The organism is Marinobacter oulmenensis, assembly GCF_014201735.1.
Lineage (GTDB): Bacteria > Pseudomonadota > Gammaproteobacteria > Pseudomonadales > Oleiphilaceae > Marinobacter > Marinobacter oulmenensis.
Genome location: NZ_JACHFE010000008.1, coordinates 145,476 through 164,536, shown reverse-complemented (window position 1 = coordinate 164,536; position 19,061 = coordinate 145,476). Strand labels below are relative to the sequence as shown.

The 19,061-nt window shown below is 61.2% G+C and carries 19 protein-coding genes; 6 read left to right on the top strand and 13 right to left on the bottom strand.

The genetic code is table 11. From position 1 onward, the window contains the following. Window positions 1–41: 41 nt before the first annotated feature. A complete protein-coding gene (locus HNR38_RS14830; RefSeq protein ID WP_183705695.1) occupies window positions 42–1,205 on the bottom strand; it encodes an ABC transporter substrate-binding protein in 1,164 nt (387 codons plus the stop codon). 256 nt (window positions 1,206–1,461) lie between these two features. Here HNR38_RS14830 and HNR38_RS14825 point away from each other — a divergent pair, with 256 nt between their 5' ends. Continuing rightward, window positions 1,462–2,235, top strand: coding sequence for a DeoR/GlpR family DNA-binding transcription regulator (locus tag HNR38_RS14825; protein WP_183705693.1), 774 nt, complete (start codon window positions 1,462–1,464; stop codon window positions 2,233–2,235). A 31-nt stretch (window positions 2,236–2,266) separates the two neighbouring features. On the opposite strand, the gene leuA is transcribed toward HNR38_RS14825, so the two are convergent. Beyond that, window positions 2,267–3,970 carry a 2-isopropylmalate synthase gene (gene leuA / locus HNR38_RS14820; protein WP_183705691.1) on the bottom strand — a complete coding sequence of 568 codons (1,704 nt, stop codon included), beginning with the start codon at window positions 3,968–3,970 and terminating at the stop codon, window positions 2,267–2,269. 139 nt (window positions 3,971–4,109) lie between these two features. Between leuA and HNR38_RS14815 the strand changes: the two genes are divergently transcribed. Continuing rightward, window positions 4,110–4,607, top strand: coding sequence for an Lrp/AsnC family transcriptional regulator (locus HNR38_RS14815; RefSeq protein WP_183705689.1), 498 nt, complete (start codon window positions 4,110–4,112; stop codon window positions 4,605–4,607). Window positions 4,608–4,742: 135 nt separating this feature from the next. Then, on the top strand, window positions 4,743–6,476 hold the full coding sequence (locus HNR38_RS14810; protein ID WP_183705687.1) for a proline--tRNA ligase: 1,734 nt from the start codon (window positions 4,743–4,745) through the stop codon (window positions 6,474–6,476). Between the two features lie 36 nt (window positions 6,477–6,512). On the opposite strand, the gene murB is transcribed toward HNR38_RS14810, so the two are convergent. The 9 genes from murB to HNR38_RS14765 all read right to left on the bottom strand — a co-directional run bounded on the left by murB (window position 6,513) and on the right by HNR38_RS14765 (window position 15,400). After that, window positions 6,513–7,544: a UDP-N-acetylmuramate dehydrogenase gene (gene murB / locus HNR38_RS14805; RefSeq protein WP_183705685.1), complete on the bottom strand. Its 1,032-nt coding sequence runs from the start codon at window positions 7,542–7,544 to the stop codon at window positions 6,513–6,515. Beyond that, complete coding sequence (locus tag HNR38_RS14800) at window positions 7,541–8,020, bottom strand: low molecular weight protein-tyrosine-phosphatase (RefSeq protein ID WP_183705683.1); 480 nt, start codon at window positions 8,018–8,020, stop codon at window positions 7,541–7,543. The genes murB and HNR38_RS14800 overlap by 4 nt, the downstream gene beginning before the upstream one ends. Next, window positions 8,013–8,798 (bottom strand): 3-deoxy-manno-octulosonate cytidylyltransferase, encoded by a 786-nt coding sequence (gene kdsB / locus HNR38_RS14795; RefSeq protein ID WP_183705682.1) that lies wholly within the window; start codon window positions 8,796–8,798, stop codon window positions 8,013–8,015. The genes HNR38_RS14800 and kdsB overlap by 8 nt, the downstream gene beginning before the upstream one ends. Before the next feature lie 19 nt (window positions 8,799–8,817). Next, window positions 8,818–9,006, bottom strand: coding sequence for a Trm112 family protein (locus HNR38_RS14790; protein ID WP_183705681.1), 189 nt, complete (start codon window positions 9,004–9,006; stop codon window positions 8,818–8,820). Then, entirely contained in the window at window positions 8,999–10,060 is a 1,062-nt protein-coding gene (gene lpxK, locus HNR38_RS14785; RefSeq protein WP_183705680.1) for a tetraacyldisaccharide 4'-kinase, read from the bottom strand. Before lpxK ends, HNR38_RS14790 begins: the two co-directional genes overlap by 8 nt. Further along, on the bottom strand, window positions 10,057–11,802 hold the full coding sequence (gene msbA, locus HNR38_RS14780) for a lipid A export permease/ATP-binding protein MsbA (RefSeq protein WP_183705679.1): 1,746 nt from the start codon (window positions 11,800–11,802) through the stop codon (window positions 10,057–10,059). Before msbA ends, lpxK begins: the two co-directional genes overlap by 4 nt. A gap of 23 nt (window positions 11,803–11,825) precedes the next feature. Further along, complete coding sequence (locus tag HNR38_RS14775) at window positions 11,826–12,251, bottom strand: biopolymer transporter ExbD (protein WP_183705678.1); 426 nt, start codon at window positions 12,249–12,251, stop codon at window positions 11,826–11,828. 5 nt (window positions 12,252–12,256) lie between these two features. Beyond that, window positions 12,257–12,883, bottom strand: coding sequence for a MotA/TolQ/ExbB proton channel family protein (locus HNR38_RS14770; protein WP_183705676.1), 627 nt, complete (start codon window positions 12,881–12,883; stop codon window positions 12,257–12,259). Window positions 12,884–12,955: 72 nt separating this feature from the next. Further along, complete coding sequence (locus HNR38_RS14765; RefSeq protein ID WP_183705674.1) at window positions 12,956–15,400, bottom strand: DNA internalization-related competence protein ComEC/Rec2; 2,445 nt, start codon at window positions 15,398–15,400, stop codon at window positions 12,956–12,958. Between the two features lie 79 nt (window positions 15,401–15,479). Here HNR38_RS14765 and HNR38_RS14760 point away from each other — a divergent pair, with 79 nt between their 5' ends. Beyond that, the gene (locus HNR38_RS14760) at window positions 15,480–16,025 is read left to right on the top strand and encodes a DUF2062 domain-containing protein (RefSeq protein WP_183705672.1); all 546 of its coding nucleotides are present in this window, start codon (window positions 15,480–15,482) and stop codon (window positions 16,023–16,025) included. On the opposite strand, the gene HNR38_RS14755 is transcribed toward HNR38_RS14760, so the two are convergent. Both HNR38_RS14755 and HNR38_RS14750 read right to left on the bottom strand, forming a co-directional pair. Further along, entirely contained in the window at window positions 16,013–16,717 is a 705-nt protein-coding gene (locus HNR38_RS14755; protein ID WP_183705671.1) for an ABC transporter ATP-binding protein, read from the bottom strand. The genes HNR38_RS14760 and HNR38_RS14755 overlap by 13 nt on opposite strands. Then, window positions 16,710–17,954, bottom strand: a complete 1,245-nt coding sequence (locus HNR38_RS14750) for a lipoprotein-releasing ABC transporter permease subunit (protein WP_183705670.1) — start codon at window positions 17,952–17,954, stop codon at window positions 16,710–16,712. The genes HNR38_RS14755 and HNR38_RS14750 overlap by 8 nt, the downstream gene beginning before the upstream one ends. 93 nt (window positions 17,955–18,047) lie before the next feature. On the opposite strand from HNR38_RS14750, the gene HNR38_RS14745 reads away from it, so the two are divergent. Next, window positions 18,048–18,629 (top strand): PilZ domain-containing protein, encoded by a 582-nt coding sequence (locus HNR38_RS14745; protein WP_183705669.1) that lies wholly within the window; start codon window positions 18,048–18,050, stop codon window positions 18,627–18,629. A gap of 122 nt (window positions 18,630–18,751) precedes the next feature. Then, the gene (locus tag HNR38_RS14740; protein ID WP_183705668.1) at window positions 18,752–19,051 is read left to right on the top strand and encodes a hypothetical protein; all 300 of its coding nucleotides are present in this window, start codon (window positions 18,752–18,754) and stop codon (window positions 19,049–19,051) included. Window positions 19,052–19,061: the final 10 nt, after the last annotated feature.

Sequence of the window (19,061 nt, the reverse complement as noted above, 5' to 3'; positions counted from 1 at the left end):
GGTAGTCCCGGCCGGCTGCTGCCAGCCGGCCGGGTGACGCATCAGGCCTCGCGGCGCGCCTGGGTGTAGATTTCCAGCATCCGGTCGTAGTCCGGGTTGACGTCGTAATCGGCGCAGTGCTCCAGCTCCCATTCGAGGCTGTCGTACTGGATGGCATCCAGCTCTTCCTTGCTGAACGCATCCCGGACTTCTTTCATGCCCAGCTGGGTGACCGGGTTGTGGGAACCCTCGGCAAAGGCCACCTGCTTGGAAACGTCCGGACGCTGCACGTACTCGAGGAAGTCCTCGGCCCGCGGCGACAGTTGCGGGTTGTTGACCACAGAGGTCACCTCGATCCAGACGATGCCGCCCTTGCCATTGATCGGGCCGGACTTGGGCGTGATGCCGCGCACGTTGGAGAAGCCGTCCATCCGCGCGATGGAACAGGAATAGGTACCGCCGGTGAAGTAGGCATCGATGCTGCCGGTGATCAGGGCCTGGTTCATCATCAGGTGGTCGTCTGACAACAGCTTGGCGTTCTTGAACAGGTAACGGGCCACCTTCTCGAATTCCTTGAACTCGGCTTCGGTGTGTTCCTTGAACGGCGTGAAGCCGGCCGTGATACACATGTGGTAGATGTTCCAGTTGGCCCAGGTCAGCATGCCGTAGCGACCTTTCATGGCCGGATCCATAAACAGGTTGAAGCCCTGATCTTCAGCGGTGGCACGGGAAATCTTGTCGGTGTTGACGACGAACGACAGCGGGCCGAAACGCTGGGTCATACCCAGCAGTTCTTTCTGATCAAGACTCATGGCCCACTTGTAAGGCCATTTGAATTCTTCGAGCATGCGGTCGAAATACGGGCGGAAACGGTCCTGATCGAGCGGTTTGATCAGCCCTTCCGGGTACAGCATTTCCCGGGCCCAGGGGTTGTTCAGGTTCACCAGGTCCCAGACCTTGGTTTCACCGGCACGCAGTTTGTTGACCGCATCCGGATCGGAGATCACGTTCTGGGCTGAGACCTTTGTGTCAAACGAGGTCCGGAAAGGATCGAGCACATTCGGGGAGTTGTAGCCCTCCCAGACCAGAATATTCAGTTCTCGTGCGCGGTCAGCGGACGCGGCCCAGCCCGGGTTGGACCAGAGCGTACCGGGAACAGCAGCTGCACCGGCAGCCATCCCCATACCTTTCAGAAAGTCACGGCGGTTCACGTTGAACTTGGACATGTTTGTTCCCTCACAGCCATATTTGGTAGTTGCCACATTTTGAACCCAGTCGACCCGCAGCATTATTCAGGCCAATTTATGGAACAGCCTCATATAAGTGGCACTATTTATTTCTTATCATAGGGTTATAGCATTTAATTTGCTTATTACCGGGCAAAACGCTATGTTCAGAACATGCACCAGGTCGTGGCACCTTCCACACAAATGACCTGAAAACGCTCAAGTTAATGTTGCACTCACCACATTGGGGCATACCATGGGCACCAGGAAACGCAACTGGCAACAACGATGGCTGGAAATATCCCAGATGCTCAGGCATCAGCCGGTGGTCCAGATTGCGGAACTGGCCACCCTGTTCGGGGTATCAGCGGAAACCGTCAGGCGGGATATCGACGGGATGGCGGAGCAGGGGCTGCTCCTGCGCTCCTATGGCGGGGCTGCAGCATTGCAGACCGCCAACGAGCCGGATCTGGCCCAGCGGGCCACCATGCTGGTGGAAGAACGACAGAGGATGGCAGCGGAAGCGCTGCAACTGGTGAGGGACGGCGACGTACTGATGATTGATGCCAGCGCCACCTGCGTGCATTTTGCCGGCATGCTGGCGCTGCACCGTGAGCGCCTGACCATACTGACCAACAGTTTTGCGGTCGCCAACGCACTGGCGGACAACCCGGGAATGGAAGTACTGATGCTGCCCGGCCGCTTTGACGCCCATGAAAACGCCAGCCTGGGCAGCCTGACCACCGAGTACCTGCAGAATTTCCAGGCGGACCTGTGTGTGTCCAGTTGCGGTGCGATGACCGAAGAAGGGCCCACGGAAGTGAATTCGGAAGTGGCCAGCCTGAAACGAACCATGATCCATCGCAGCAGGTACACCGCCCTGCTGGTGGATCACTCAAAATTCGGGCCGGGGAAGCTCGAAAAGGTCTGCCCCCTTTCAAAGGTGCGGCACGTCATCTCCGACACCGCACCCCATCCCCACCTTGCCCAGGCCATTCAGGCCAGCGGCGCCATGATGGTGGTGGCCTGAGCACACCCGGCCAGGCCGTGGCCGGGCAGGGTCAGGAGGCGTCGGCCGTCTCTTTCTGATGGGCATGACTGACTGACGCGCCGCCATCACCCACCACTTGGGCCACGGCAGAGAGCAGCGCCTGCAGGGTTGCCGAGGTGGTATCCTCGGCCAGCGCGGCCGCGCTGCAGGGCTCACCGTTAGCAGTCAGACGAATACAGGCCAGCGCGTTGGCGTTGGTGCCCTCGCCCAGGGCGTACTCATCGTAGGCTTCCACCGCAACCGACACCCCGAAACGGGTCGCCAGCGCGTCCGAAACAGCCTCAACCGCACCCAGGCCAGCCCCTTCGAGCTTCATGGTTGCGCCTTCACGCCCCACCATGACATCGGCCCGGACACCGGCTTCGTCCCGGTGCAGGTCATAGGAGCGCAGCGCCCAGGCATCGTGAACTTTCAGGTAGCGCTCTTCAAACAGCCGGTGAATGGTATGGGAATCGATTTCGCCGCCACCGGTTTCCGCCTCACGCTGAACCACTTTACTGAACTCGATCTGCAGCCAGCGCGGCAGGCTGATGTCGTAATCACGCTCCAGTACGTAGGCCACACCGCCCTTGCCGGACTGGCTGTTGATGCGGACCACTTCCTCGTAACGACGGCCAACATCGGACGGATCAATCGGCAGGTAAGCAACGTTCCAGACATCACCCTCGTCCCGGCGGGCCAGGCATTTGCGAATGGCATCCTGGTGACTGCCGGAGAATGCGGTGAACACCAGCTCACCGGCGTAGGGATGGCGCGGGTGAGTGGAAATTTCGGTGCAGGCTTCCACCACCTCGGTGATTTCGGCCATACCGGACAGATCGACGGTCGGATCCACACCTTGGGAATACAGGTTCATCGCCATGGTCACCAGGTCCATGTTGCCGGTGCGCTCGCCATTGCCCATCAGCGTGCCTTCCACCCGGTCGGCACCGGCCATCACCGCCAGCTCCGCTGCGGCGACCCCGCACCCCCGGTCGTTGTGGGTGTGCACACTGATGCTGATGTGTTCGCGGAACCGGACGGTGTCGCAGATCCACTCGATCTGATCGGCGAACACATTGGGTGTGGCCATCTCCACAGTGGCCGGCAGGTTGATGATCACCGGCTGGCCCTGGTCCGGACGCCATACCTCGTTAACGGCATCGATCACTTCCGCGGCGAAATCCAGTTCGGTGCCGGTAAAACTCTCCGGCGAATACTGGAAGGTCCACTCGGTTTCCGGATAGTCACGGGCCATATCGCGGACCACCGTGGCCCCACGCACGGCAATGTCACGAATGCCGGCCCGGTCCATGCCGAACACCTGCTCCCGCTGCACCGTCGAGGTGGAGTTGTAGACATGGACGATGGCCTTGCGCGCTCCCTTCAGCGCCTCGTAGGTGCGCTCGATCAGCTCCGGGCGGGCCTGGGTGAGCACCTGGATCTGCACATCCTCGGGAATCCGGTTTTCCTCGATCAGCTTGCGGCAGAAATCAAAGTCCGGCTGACTGGCGGCCGGAAAGCCGATTTCGATCTGCTTGAAGCCAAGCTTGACCAGCAGATCAAACAGCCGCTGTTTCTGGGCCACAGACATGGGCTTGACCAGCGCCTGGTTGCCATCGCGGAGATCAACCGCGCACCAGGTCGGTGCCTTTTCAATCACCTGATCAGGCCAGCGCCGGTCTTTCTTGGCAACCGGCTTGAAAGCAGCGTATTTGCGATGATCAAAAGCCATGAGTCTGTGTTCCCTGTTGGTCATTGATGAGTCTGGGAACAGTGTAACGCCGATGCAACGCTATTTGGTTGCTATTTCACCCGAAAGCCGCTAGTTTTCAGGCATTAAATTGCCATTAGAAGAACATTTAAGAAATATTATGCCTGAAAATGAAAAACCATTAGCCAGAATTGACAGAACGGACCGCAAAATCCTTGAACAGTTGCAGGCCGATGGCTCGCTCACCAACCAGCAACTGGCGGAACGCGTGGGCCTGTCTCCCTCCCCCTGCCTGCGGCGGGTGCGGGCACTGGAGGACGCCGGCATCATCGTCCGCTCTGTCACCATTCTGGATCACAAGAAGCTGGGGCTGTCTCTGACCGCCATAATCCTGATCGGCATGGACCGGCACACGCCCGAACGGTTCTCGGCCTTCGAGGAACAGATCGGCCAGCATCCGGAAGTTCAGGAGTGTTATCTCATCACCGGCCAGAACGCCGATTACATGCTCAAAGTCGTCGTGCCGGACATGGACTCCTACCACCAGTTCCTGCTCAATTACGTGACCCGCATTCCCGGGGTCAGCGGGGTGCATTCGAGCTTTGTACTGCGCCGGGTCATCGACAGCACGGCCCTGCCCCTGGACTACCTGTCGTGACCGAGCCTGTACCTTATTCATCAGGCTCCGTACAATATCCCTCTCAAAAAAAGAACCCGGGCCGTTCACACAGAACCGACCGTCTGCGATGTGCCCGGTGACACCCCTTCATGTTTCAGGAAAGCGGAAGACACGATGCGAGCAAGCCGTTATCTGATTGCCACCCAGAAAGAAACTCCCGCCGACGCGGAAATTGTCAGCCACCAGTTGATGCTGCGAGCCGGCATGATCCGCAAACTGGCCGCCGGCCTTTACACCTGGCTGCCAATGGGTCTGCGCACCCTGCGCAAGGTGGAACGGATCGTCCGCGAGGAAATGGACAAGAGCGGCGCCCAGGAAGTGCTGATGCCCGCAGTACAGCCGGCAGAGCTCTGGCAGGAGTCCGGACGCTGGGAGCAGTACGGTGGCGAATTGCTGCGCATGAATGACCGGCACGGTCGGGACTTCTGCTTTGGTCCGACCCACGAAGAGGTGATCACCGACCTGATCCGCAATGAGCTGAAAAGCTACAAGGAACTGCCGGCCAACTTCTACCAGATCCAGACCAAGTTCCGGGACGAGCGGCGCCCCCGCTTCGGGGTCATGCGGGCCCGTGAATTCATCATGAAGGACGCCTACTCCTTCCACCTGGATGGTGACTCCCTGGAGGAAACCTACCAGGTCATGCACCGGACCTACTGCAACATCTTCGACCGTCTGGGCCTGGACTACCGCCCGGTGGAGGCGGACTCCGGCGCCATTGGCGGCAGCGCCTCCCATGAATTTCATGTACTGGCGGATTCCGGCGAGGATGCCGTTATCTTCAGCACCGGCAGCAACTACGCCGCCAACATTGAAAAAGCCGTGGCCCTGCCTCCCCAGGGGGACCGCCCCGCCCCGAGCCAGGACATGCAGGAAGTACACACCCCGGGCCAGCGCACCATCGAAGCGGTGTCGAACTACCTTAGGCTGCCCCCCGAGCAGTCAGTGAAGACGTTGCTGGTCAAGGGCGAAGAGGACGAGAACGGCCAGTCCGGCCTGGTTGCCCTGATTCTGCGAGGGGATCACAACCTCAACGAAATCAAGGCCGAAAACCTCCCTGGCGTGGCTGAGCCGCTGACCATGGCCACCGATGAGGAAATCGAGAACGCCGTGGGCTGCCAGCCCGGCTCTATTGGCCCGGTGAAGCTGCCGGTGCCGATCATTGTTGACCGCAGCGCCGCCCATCTGGCGGACTTCGTGTGCGGCGCGAACCGTGACGATTACCATCTCACCGGCGTCAACTGGGAGCGTGACATGCCCCTGGGCCGCGTGGAAGACCTGCGCGACGTAGTCGAGGGCGACGCCAGCCCGGATGGCAAGGGCACCCTGGAGATTCGTCGGGGCATTGAGGTTGGCCACATTTTCAAACTGGGCAACAAATACAGCAAAGCCATGAATGCCACCGTGCTTGATGAGAACGGCAAGGCGGCCATCCTGGAAATGGGCTGTTACGGTATTGGTGTTTCCCGGATTGTCGCCGCTGCCATCGAACAGAACCACGATGACAAAGGCATCATCTGGCCCCAGGCCATCGCGCCCTTCGAGGTGGCCATTGTCACTCTCAACGGTCACAAGTCACCGGTGGTTGCCGAAGCCGGGGAGAAACTCTACGAACAGCTGCGCCAGGCCGGATACGACGTCCTGCTGGACGATCGCAATGATCGTCCAGGGGTCAAGTTTGCGGACATTGAGCTGATCGGCATTCCCCACCGTCTGGTCGTTTCGGAACGGGGCCTGGGCGCCGGCACCCTGGAGTACAAGGGCCGTACCGACGAGGAAAAACAGGACATCCCGGTTGAAGAAGCCCTGTCCTTCCTGGTCCAGAAGGCTCCGAAAGGCGGGCTCTGAGCCTCAGGGCCCGCGCCTGCGGGCCCTTTGTCACCCTCAATGGAGCCCGATCACCCCGGGCTCCATCTCCAGCTCAACACCAAACATCGCCCGAACGGACGCCTGGATTGATTCGGCCAGGGCCAGCACGTCTGCCCCGGAACCCTGCGAATGGTTGATCAGCACCAGAGCCTGGCGATTGTGGACCCCTACCCGTTCGTTACGGAAACCTTTCCACCCGGCCTGGTCGATCAACCAGCCGGCAGCCAGTTTGACGCCCCCCTCAACCGGATAGGACACCAGATCGGGATGCCGGGCCTGCAGGCTCTGGAACTGCTCTTCGGTGACAATGGGGTTTTTGAAGAAACTGCCGGCGTTGGGCAGCACTGACGGGTCCGGCAGCTTCCGGTGCCGCACCGCCATCACCGCCCGGGCCACTGCCAGTGGTGTCAGATTGGCCGGATCGCTATCGGCGAGGTACTCATTCAGATCCCCGTACCCCAGGGAGAACGGGGCATGGCGGGACAGGCGCAGGCGTATGTCCAGAATGATGTAGCGCCCGGGCTCATGCTTGAACAGGCTGTCACGATAGCCAAAACCACAACGGTCACGATCCAGCGTCTGCTGGCGACCAAAGCGACGGTCCCAGACCGTCACCGACTGGAGGCTGTCACACAGCTCAACACCGTAGGCGCCAATGTTCTGGACCGGCGCTGCCCCGGCCGTTCCGGGAATCAGGGCCAGGTTTTCAATGCCCCGGTAACCCGCCCCTGCGGCGTATAGCACCGATTCATGCCAGTTCTCGCCGGCTGGCAGGACCAGCACCGCACCGTCGTCCGTCACCTGTTCCCAATGGCGCCCGCGCAGGGCCATGTGAATCACCAGGCCGTCGTAGTCCCCGGCAAACACCAGGTTGCTGCCACCACCCAGTACCAGCACGTCCAGTTGGCGGGAATCGGCCCAGGCCAGGGCCTGTTCAAGCTCGCCAACGGCTTTGACGTCCAGAAAGTAGCGGGCTCTGGCATCCACAGCCAGGGTGTTGAGAGGACCAAGGCTTACCTGCTCCTGCAGGTTCACCGGCGGCTTCAAGCCAGTCGGCTCCGGATATCATCCAGCAGGCCGGCACTGGCCTCCTCGATCAGATCCAGCACCTGGTCGAACCCGTCATCACCGCCATAATACGGATCTGGCACTTCGGCACGGCCGGAATGACCGTACTCCAGGAACAGTTTCGGTTCGGTGCCTCCGTTCTGGTGCCAGATTTCCCGGACATCGGCCTGGTTGGCACGATCCATGGTCAGCACATAGTCAAAACAGTCCAGGTCCTCGACCTTCAACTGGCGCGCCCGCAAGCCGGACAGATCCACACCGCGCTCGGCGGCAGCCGAGCTGGCCCGCGGGTCCGGCGCCGAGCCCACATGCCAGTTGCCGGTACCGCAGGATTCAACGTGTAGCCGATCCGCAAGGCCCTGCTCGGCGGCCAGTTTGCGGAACACCCCCTCGGCACTGGGCGAACGGCAGATATTGCCGAGGCAGACAAACAGTACACTGATCTGATCAGACATGGGATCCTCCCTTTTCCATCAGGGCCCGCAGCCGGTTGAGGTCTTCCTCGGTGTCGACACCGGGAGCCGGCGGACGGTCCGCAATATCAACATGAATCACGGCGCCGTTGTAGAGGGCCCGCAGCTGTTCCAGGGCTTCCACCTTCTCCGTGGGGGCCGGCAGCCAGCTGACAAAGTCAGTCAGCACCCGGGTGCGGTAGCCATAGATACCGATGTGCCGGAAATAGCCGATGTCCTTAGGCAGCTCCAGGTCCGCCGGTGCCACGCCCGGCTGCCACAGGTCCCGCGCCCAGGGAATCGGCGCCCGGCTGAAATAATGCGCCATGCCCCGGGTATCAAAGGTCACCTTGACGACGTTGGGATTGAACACCTGACGGATGTCGTGCAGGCGCTCACACAGGGTCGCGATGGCGGCTTCGGGGTACTGCTCCAGATTGTCGGCCACCTGGTTGATCAGAGCCGGCGGGATCAGGGGCTCGTCCCCCTGGACGTTCACCACCCGGTGATCGGGCTCGAGCTGGAGCTTTCTGGCCACTTCTTCCAGGCGATCCGTGCCACTGGCATGATTGGCCGAGGTCATCACCACCTCGGCGCCAAAGGCACGACAGGCTTCTTCGATGCGGGCATCGTCGGTCGCCACCACGACCCGGTCCGCCCGGCTTTCACCCGCCCGTTCACAAACGTGCTGGATCATCGGCTTGCCGGCAATCATGGCCAGCGGCTTGCCCGGCAGACGACTGGAGGCGTAGCGGGCAGGTATGACAACGGTAAAGGACATATCAGAACCTGTGGGTGGCTTATTGCTTGTGTAGGCGTTCGTCCGTGTCCAGCGTTCTGGCTTCGTTGGCCAGCATCACGGGAATGCCCTCACGGATCGGAAAGGCCATGGCATCCTGATAACAGATCAGTTCGGTACGGGCGTCGTTGAGCTTGAGTTCGCCCTTGCACACCGGGCAGGCCAGCAGCGCCAGGAGTTTCTTATCCATCGTTCGTTCTCTCTGTATGATGTTCCCGCAACGGGCTCGAGCAGGCCTCGAGCCGGTCCATAAAACGCTGTTCAAAAGGTTCCGACAGGCAGGCCTCCACCGTCAATACCCAGGTATTATCCGGCGCAAAGCCACGGCATTTAACCGCATCTTTGGCGGTCATCACCAGCCAGTCACCGGCATTGAACCCAAGGTCCTCGGGACGGAAATGGTGGTGATCCGGAAACGGCTGCTCCGTCACCCGGGCGCCAAGGCCCCGCAAGGTGTCAAAGAAGCGGGCGGGGTTGCCGATACCGGCAATGGCGCGCACCGGCCTGTTCTGGAGAGCCTCCGGGGCCAGCGTCTCGCCGGAATTCAGGTTGACCAGGGACGACGGTTTCAGGGCCATGGCGTGGATGTCCGGATGCTCCACCCCGGCAAAGTCGAACAGGCGCTCGCCGTTTTCCGGGAACGCCGCGCCGTTAAGGATCACAAAATCCACGCCAGACAGGCGTTCAACGGGCTCCCGCAGGGGGCCAACAGGAATCATGGCGCCGTTACCGATACCCCGGCCGGCATCAAACACCGCCAGTTCAATATCCCGCGGAAGCCGGTAATGCTGCAGCCCGTCATCGCAGATCAGGACATCGCCCAGGTCGTTTTCGATGGCATGGTGGGCACCCCGGCAGCGATCGGGATCGACCACGACCGGGCAACCGGTTGCCAGTGCCAGCATCAGGGGTTCGTCGCCACAGATGCCAGCCGGCGTGCCCTCACTGACCTCAATCGGATACTGTTCGCTGGTTCCGCCATAGCCCCGGCTGAGAATGACCGGGCGCCAGCCGCCGTCCCGCATCCGCTGGACCAGCCGGGCCGTCAGGGGCGATTTACCGGTACCTCCGGCTGTGATATTCCCCACCACCACCACCGGGACCGGCAGAGACTCGTTACGCGCCTGCCAGGCTTTGCGGCGGCGGGCACCGGAAACAGCCCGATACAGCCATGCCAGCGGCGTCAGCAGCGCCAGCGGGCGGCGCTGGCCATACCAGAGACGGTCAACCAGATCGGTACTCATGCCTGCTCACTGAACTGAACCTGATGCAACTGGGCGTAGGCGCCACCCGCTGCCAGCAGGTCTTCGTGGGAACCGGATTCAACAATCTGGCCATTATCCATCACCAGAATGCGGTCCGCCTTTTCGATGGTAGACAGACGGTGGGCAATCACCAGGGTTGTCCGCCCTTCCATGACCGTATCCAGTGCTTCCTGGATATGGCGTTCAGATTCGGTATCGAGCGCCGAGGTGGCCTCATCCAGAATGAGGATAGGCGCATCCTTGAGAATGGCCCGGGCGATGGCCAGACGCTGGCGCTGGCCACCGGACAACATCACGCCGTTATCACCAATCAGGGTGTCCATGCCTTCGGGCATGCGATCGATGAATTCCAGGGCATGGGCCTTTTCCGCCGCCTCCCGGATCTCCTCGCGAGTGCAGTCCCGCAGGGCGCCGTAGGCGATGTTGGCGGCAACCGTGTCGTTGAACAGCACCACGTTCTGGTTCACCAGGGCAATCTGGGCCCTGAGCGCCCGCAGTGAGAAATCCTTGAGCGAGTGGCCGTCGATGCGGATGTCACCGCCGGTGTATTCGTAAAAACGGGGCAACAGGCTGACCAGGGTGGACTTGCCGCTACCCGAGCGCCCGACCAGGGCCACGCCCTGCCCCGGCTCAATGCTCAGGTTGATCTCCTTGAGCACATCGTCCAGCTGATCCCGGTAGCGGAACGCCACATTATCGAACTCGATACCGCCGTCGACGCGGGCTGGCGCCCAGGTACCGGTGTCCTGCTCCGGCTCTTCGTCCATGGTTTCAAAGACATCGTAGGCCGCCGCCAGCCCTTTCTGGATCTTGGCGTGAACCGAGGTGGTCTGGCGGATGGGCTTGGCCATGGTGGTCGCCGCCGTGATGAAGGCAACCAGCTGGCCGGTGGTCATCTCACCCCGGATCTCCGGCGACAGCATGGTCCAGACCAGAGCTGCGATGGCGATCGCCACCAGCACCTGAATGACCGGCACGCTGATCGCCTGGGTCGATGCCATTTTCAGGCTCTGCCTGAGATTGCGGTTGCTGACATCCCGGAAGCGGTCCCGTTCGTAATCCTCACCACCAAAGGTGCGGACCACGCGGTAACCGGAGATGGATTCGGACGCCACATGGGTAATGTCGCCCATGGAGCCCTGGATGCGCTTGCTGATCCGGCGAAAACGCTTGCTGGCGTAGTTCACCACCAGCCCGATGATCGGGCCGACAGTCAGGAACACCAGGGTCAGCTTCCAGTTGGTGTAAATCATGAAGCCCAGCAGGCCCAGGATGGTCAGCCCTTCCCGAAGGGTGATGGTCACCGCGTTGGTGGTGGCCTCGGCCACCTGCTCGACATTGTAGGTCAGCTTCGACACCAGCCGCCCGGAGGCGTTGTCATCGAAGTAACGGGAGGGCAGTTTCATCAGGCGGTCAAACACGTCGTTGCGCAGGGCATTGATAACATTGCGCCCGACGTAGCTAATGAAGTACTGACTGAAAAAGGTCCCCAGCCCGCGCATGGCAAACACGCCGACGATAAGCCCGGTCAGCATGACCCGGTTCTCATCCGTGGGATTCTCGATGGCGGCAATGACGTATTCCATGGCCGCCGCCATGCCGGTGGAGGCACCGGCATAGATCACGTTGCCGATCACGGCGAAAACAAAAGCCAGCCAGAATGGCTTCACATAGGCGAGCAGGCGTTTGTAGGTTTCCCAGCCCGTGGCCGGTCTCGTCATGGGGGGCTCCGATCGGGAGTCAGTCACGGATTATCGGCCTCCCGCTCTGTGGTGATACTGAGTTTGGCAAAGCCCAGGCGACCGGCAACGTCCATCGCCCGGACCACGTATTCATGGGGCGTGCGGGCGTCGGCAGTGATGATGAACGGCAGGCTGCTGTCGCCCTGGGCCAGCTCACTGACGCCCTTTTCGAGGGTTTCACGACGATTGTTCACCAGCGTCCGGTCATTGAGGATGTACTGACCCTCGGCGTTGATCACCACGTCGATCTGTTCCACCTCTTCCGGTGCCACCGGCTCACCGCTGGCCTGGGGCAGTTCAACCTGCAGATGACTCTCGCGGGTAAAGGTAGTGGACACCATGAAAAAGATCAGCAGCAGGAACACCACATCAATCAGCGGTGTCAGGTCGACGCCGACCTCCTGACTTCTCTGACGCTTGAATTTCACGACCCTCAGGCTCCTTCCACGTCGATCTCGCGGTCACCGTGCACCACTTCCACCAGCTTGATGGCTTCCTGCTCCATGTTCACCACCAGTTGATCGACACGGCGGATGAAATAACGGTGGCAGATCAGGGTCGGGATGGCGACACTCAGGCCGGCAGCTGTGGTGATCAGGGCCTCGGAGATGCCTCCGGCGAGGTTGCCGGCATTGCCGACACCGGCCAGCTGGATCTCCGCGAACACCTTGATCATGCCGATCACGGTACCCAGAAGGCCCAGCAATGGGGTGATGGTGGCAATGGTCCCCAGAGGATTGAGGAAACGCTCGAGATCATGGATAACCTGAGCGGCTTCATGTTCAATGCTTTCCTTCATGATGTCGCGGCCGTGCTTGGCGTTCATCAGCCCACCGGCAAGGATGCGGCCCAGGGGCGAGGAGCTCTGCAGCGCCTTGAGTTTCCGGCCGTTAAGCTCCTTCTTCTTGATCCAGCGCCAGAGCTCATTGATGGACTGGGTCGGCGCCACTCTGGACACCCGCAGGGACCAGAACCGTTCCATGATGATCGCAAGGGCAATCACCGAACAGGCAACAATCGGCACCATCAGGATGCCACCGGCTTTAAGAAGCTCGAACACGCTTGATCTCCCTGATTGATAACGAGCGGCGCTACTTTAGCATAGCTGCCGGTACAGACCACACCCGCAATGTCACGGTATACCACATTGATCACGGGCCAGCCCCGGACCGCTTATCCAGAACGGAGCAGACGCCCGCTGTTCGTGAATTTCCGGCCCTCCGGGCGCCAGACGGATGATGATTTCACCGGAGCAGGCGGTATTGAGCGCAGGCACCTGCCGCTCCCGGTAACGGCGAGTGACGTCCGGATGCGGATGGCCATAGCGATGGCGATAGCCGGCCGTGTAAATCACCCGGTCCGGGCGTAACGCTGTGATCCACCCCGGTGACGAGGAGGTCTTGCTGCCGTGGTGCGGCGCCAGCAGGATTCTCGGCCCCTCCGCCAGGCCCGGCCAGGGGCCATCGGGAGCGGCAAGCATTTCAAGCTCCACCTCACGACTGATGTCGCCGGTCAACAGCACATCCGTGCCGGATTCCGGGTGAATAATCCGCAGAACGCAGGAGGCATCATTCCCCGAGACCGCCCCGGCTGACTGCCAGAATTCCAGAACCAGCGGCCCCCAGGCCTGGCGTCCGGACGGGCAAGGCTCGACCGGCAGGGGCAGCAGGCCCCGCTCATCAACCGCCGCCGGCTCACCGCTGACCAGCCGTGTCACGGGGAAACGCTCAACCAGTGCCGCCAGGCCACTGGCGTGATCAGAATCGGCATGGCTGATCACCAGATCATCCACGCGCTGGATACCCAGTGCCCCGAGCCCCGGAATCAGCACCGACTCCACAGCGGAGTACACGCCTTCAACACCCGGCCCGGTGTCGTAGATCAGCACCCGGTTATCGGCCCTGACCAGTACCGACAGCCCCTGCCCCACATCCCAGACCCGCACCTCCGGAACCGCTGCCAGCGGGTTGCCCGAATCCTCCGCAATCACAAATAACAGAACGCCCCAGCACAGCAACACCAGTGCGGTGACAGTACGGAAAGCCGTTCCCGGAAAACGCAGAACCAGCAGCACCAGGATGGCGGCCAGCCCACTGACGGGCAACGACAGTTCCGGCAAGGCCGGCAGGGCGATGGCCTGAACCTTTTCGAGCCACCACCAGAGCAGCCCCAGGGCGCCATCAAATCCGTCCCGGACCAGTGGCAGCAGGAACCCACCAGACAGCAGTGTCAGCAAAGTGCCCGCCAGCAACAGCGGCATGACCACCAGGGCCACCCAGGGAATGGCCACCAGATTGGCAACAAACCCCACCATGGGCTGGGATTGCCCCTGGGCCGTAAGAAAGGGCCAGAGACCGACAAAAACCGCCAACTGCGCAATCAACAGACCACCCAGCCAGCCCGGTGGCCGCACCCGACCGGCAAAGACCGTCAGCAATACACCCACTGCGCCGAACGACAGCCAGAAGCCCTGATCCAGCGGCGCAAAGGGATCCAGAAACAGGACCAGCGTCAGCGCCAGAACATAGGGCCGCCATACCCCCACCTGACGCGCCCGAAGCAGAGACCAGCCGGCCACCGTCACCATGATCAGCGCCCGCCGGGTGGGCACGCTGAAGCCGGCGAGCAACGCGTAGCAAAGACATCCGGCGACCATCGCGCCGAAAACAATGGACCTCGCCCTGCCCTGACCGATGACACCAGGCGGCAACAAAAGCAGCGATAACCGGACCAGCACACTGATCAAGACGGCCACCAGCCCGAGATGCAGGCCGGAGATGGCCACCAGATGAATGGTGCCGGTGGCTTTCAGGGTCTGCCAGTGCTGATCCGTGAGAAAGCCACGATCCCCGATCAGCAGTGAGGCGATCAAGGGAAAGCGTTCCGCTCCGGCAAACGCGCTGCGGACCCACTGAGCCACAGCCAGATGCCATTCCCGGTAACGACATTCGGCTCCGCACTGGATGTTCCCTGCCAGCGCCACGTCGCGGACACTGCCGGTGGCCCGGAAGCCATGACGAAACAGCCAGTCTTCATAGCGGAAACCGGCAATATTCAGATGGCCGTGGGGGCGTTTCAATACAACCGTGAGGCGCAGCCGGGTTCCCGGCAGGCTCTGACCGTCACGGCCATACCACGACAACCGGAGCAGGTCCGGCAGAGCTGTGGCCCTGAAACGGTTATCAAGCCCCGGATAGCCGGTCACACAGAAGTCGAACCGGAGACTGTCGAAACTGCCAGGGCTGGGCAGGCTGCACAGATAGCCCTCAACCGACAGCTCCTGCTGTTCGAGTGCGGAGGGCAGGCGTGTCTGCAAACGATCCCCGGCCTGCCAGGATGCCCACAGCAGACCGATGGCCAGCCCCAGCGGAATCAGCACCAGGGAGGCGGCCAGCGGCGTCCGGGATCGCAGTCCAAGATAAAGAAGGGAGAACAGCAGAATGCCGGATAGCAGGAACCAGGGTGGCCACAGCGTCAGCCGATACAGTAAGATTACGCCAGCGCAGAACGCGAGAGACAGCACCGCGCCATGCCCGGCGTGTTCGGGGGTAGTGCTGGAGCGAGCGTCTCGGGACATTCCCTGTCCTCCGGAAGGCTGCCGGCAACCCGGGGTTGCCACTCAATTTTCGACGATTCTCTAACAGGCCGGACTTCCCATGCCGAAGAAGTTCATGAAGCGGTATTTGCCGACACCGGAAAAAGTGCAGTCGATCCGCTCGCTGCGCTTCCTCGGCGACTTCCTTCATGAACCCAACCTCTGGCACATCAACCGGCATTCCGTTGCCCGGTCATTTCTGGTGGGTATCTGGTTCTGCTTCATACCCATGCCATTCCAGATGGTGGCCGCCGCCTTCTTTGCCATCTGGTTCAATGCCAACCTGCCGCTTTCTGTGGCCCTGGTCTGGATCAGCAACCCGCTGACCATGCCGCCCATGTTCTACTTCAATTACAAAATCGGCGCCTGGATACTCAATCGTCCGGTACTGGCGTTCGACTTCGAGCTGTCATGGGGCTGGATCAGCGAACGCCTGGTCGACATCGGCATTCCGCTTTACCTGGGTTCACTGATCGTCGCGACCATCAGCGCCTGCGTGGCTTACCTTGGCATACAGTACCTGTGGCGCCGGAAAATCCGCACCGACTGGCGCGAGCGGCGCAAGCACCGGTTAAAGCAGGCCAGCGCGAGCACTCACGCTTCCTGAACCAGCCGCCCCTGTTCCAGGCGCAGCACCCGGCCCAGACTCCGGGCCATGCCCATATCGTGGGTCACCATGATGAAGGCCGTTCCGAAGTTATCCCGAAGGTCCTCGATCAGAGCGCGAATCCCTTCACCGGTGTTCTCATCCAGATTACCAGTGGGCTCGTCCATCAACACACAGTCCGGCTCATTCACCAGCGCCCGGGCAATGGCAACACGCTGACGCTCACCTCCGGACAGTTCACCGGGTTTGTGAGCCAGGCGCTCACCCAGCCCCACCCGCTTCAGCAGGGCTTCCGCCTTGCGGCTGGCCTGCCGTGGTGACAGACCGCCCAGCACGCACGGCAGCATCACGTTCTCCAGACCGGAAAACTCCGGCAGCAGGTGATGAAACTGGTAGACAAAGCCCAGATGCCGGTTACGAAACCGGGCTCGACCGGCTTCCGACAGCCGGTGAATATCCTGATCACAGATGCGGATACTGCCGGAGGATGGCCGGTCCAGGCCACCCAGCAGGTTCAGCAGCGTGGTTTTACCGGCCCCGCTGCTGCCGACAATTGCCAGGGTTTCCCCGGGCTCCACCTGCAGGGAAATATCGGAGAAGATGGTCAGTTTCTCCGGGCCCTCGCTGTAAGTCCGGGTTACCTTCTGGCAGTCAATCACCCGTGTCGGGCCGCCGTTTTTCCGATCACTCATAACGCAATGCCTCCGCCGGCTCGATCCGCGATGCCCGCCAGGCCGGGTAGATGGTTGCCAGCAGGCTCATGGCCAGGCCAGCGCCGCTGATAATCATCACGTCCGGCCACTGCAACTGGGAGGGCAGGTAGCTGATGAAATAGACATCGGCACTGAGGAACTGGCGCCCCAGCAGTTTCTCGACCCAGGCAATGATGTCACTGATGTTCAGGGCACCCAGAACCCCGAGGGTGGTGCCCACCAGCGTGCCAAAGATGCCAATTACCGCCCCCTGGATGATGAAAATCCGCATGATCCGGCCGGGGGTGGCCCCCATGGTCCGGAGGATGGCGATATCCGGTGTCTTGTCGGTGACCACCATCACCAGGGTTGAAACAATGTTGAAGGCGGCGACCGCCACGATGAACATCAGCAGCAGGCCAATCATCGTTTTCTCCATGCGAATGGCCTGGAACAGATTGCCGTGGGTACGGGTCCAGTCCGAGACGTAGAAACGCCCGCCCAGTTCCCGGGCCACGTCATTGACCACCTTGGGCGCGGCGAACAGGTCATCCACCAGCAGTCGAACGCCCTCGGCCTTGCCTCCGGTGCGCATCAGACGGGCCGCGTCATCCATATGAATCAGTGCGTAATTGCCATCCAGTTCAGCACCGACGCTGAAAATCCCTTTGACCGTGAAGCGCTTGAGCCTGGGCAGGACGCCCGCCGGGGTTACGGACGCTTCCGGCATCACCACGGTAAGCCGGTCACCGACCGCCAGCCCCAGACTGTTGGCCATCAGCCGGCCAATGATGATGCCGAATTCGCCGGGGCGTAACGCCTCCAGCGAGCCTTCCTCAAAATGGTCTTCGATAATCGAGACGGTTTTCTCCTGCTCCGGCAGGACGCCGTTGAGCATCACACCCCGGACATTGCCGCCACCGGTCACCATGCCCTGGCCCCGGATGAACGGCGCAGCCGCCAGCACCCTGGGATTTTCCTCGACCCGGTCGTCAACGTTCTGCCAGTTTTCCAGCGGTCCGTTGGCACCCTGGATGATCGCGTGAGGCACCATACCGAGAATGCGCTGTTTGAGCTCCCGGTCAAAGCCATTCATCACGGACAGCACGATTATCAGGACGGCCACACCCAGGGTCAGCCCGATCATGGACGTCAGGGATATGAACGAGATGAAGTGATTGCGCCTTTTGGCGGCGGTGTATCGCAGCCCGATGTAGAAGGATAGGGGTCTGAACATAATGGGAGGTGCCGTTACTACCTTCAGGTCTGATATGAGTGGAAACTGCTAAACTGTGCTCTATCCAGTGAAAATCAGCCGCCCGGAGACAGGATGACAGGCGAAGACCACCGTCACACAACACCCGACACCCCTCAGGACCGCCGGGAATACTTCCGGATCGAGGATCATATTGGCCTGGAACTCCGCAGGGTGGACAGCGACGACGGGGCCGACCCCTTTATTGATTCGCCGCTGGAAGAACTCAAGGCGGAATTCCGGCGCCTGGATCAGGACGTCAAAACTCACCTGACCACACTGGCCGAACGTGACCGGCAACTGGCTGGGCTGATCAAGTCCCTGAACAGCAAGCTCGACACGCTCGAGCGCATTATCACCTTTGAACAAAATCCCTTGCAACCGGAAGACTGGCAGGACGTCAGCCTCAGCGAAGGCAGCCTGTGCTTTGTTACCCCGACGCCGGTCTGGCATCCCGGCGATCGTCTGGCGCTGCGCATGACCCTGCCCCCGGAGCTCTACCAGCCCAGGGCCATGGCCGAAGTCTTCGAAACCGACACCAACGACCAGGGCCAGACCCGCGTCTGCACGGTCTTTACACGAATCAGTGACAGTGACCGGCAGCAGATTGCCCGTCATGTGATGCGGTGGCAGGTACGCCAGCGCCAGAACCGATAGACTTCCGCAATCCGGCGTTTTTTGTCACGATCCAGGCTGAATTACATTTTTCAGGCTCAGGCATTACGCTTTGTTTATGTGCCAGGGACTCCCGCACACAACCGCTATTAATGGAGAGCACCATGAACAACAAACCCAATCTGCTGGCCACTACCCTGGCCTTCGCCCTGACCGCCCTCGCCTCTGCCCCACTGGCCGCCGAGCAGATCGTCGTGCCGGTAGGTACTCAGGGTAAACAGAACCAGATTGAGGTACCCAACAATGGCGTGACCCAGGCGAGCGTACGCGAGCGCTGGGGCGAACCGACAGACATCCGCGGCCCGGTTGGCCAGCCACCGATCACCCAGTGGCACTATGCCGGGTTTATTGTCTACTTCGAGGGCAACCGGGTATTGCATACGGTCATCCGCCCGAGCCGGTAGGCCGGTAGCA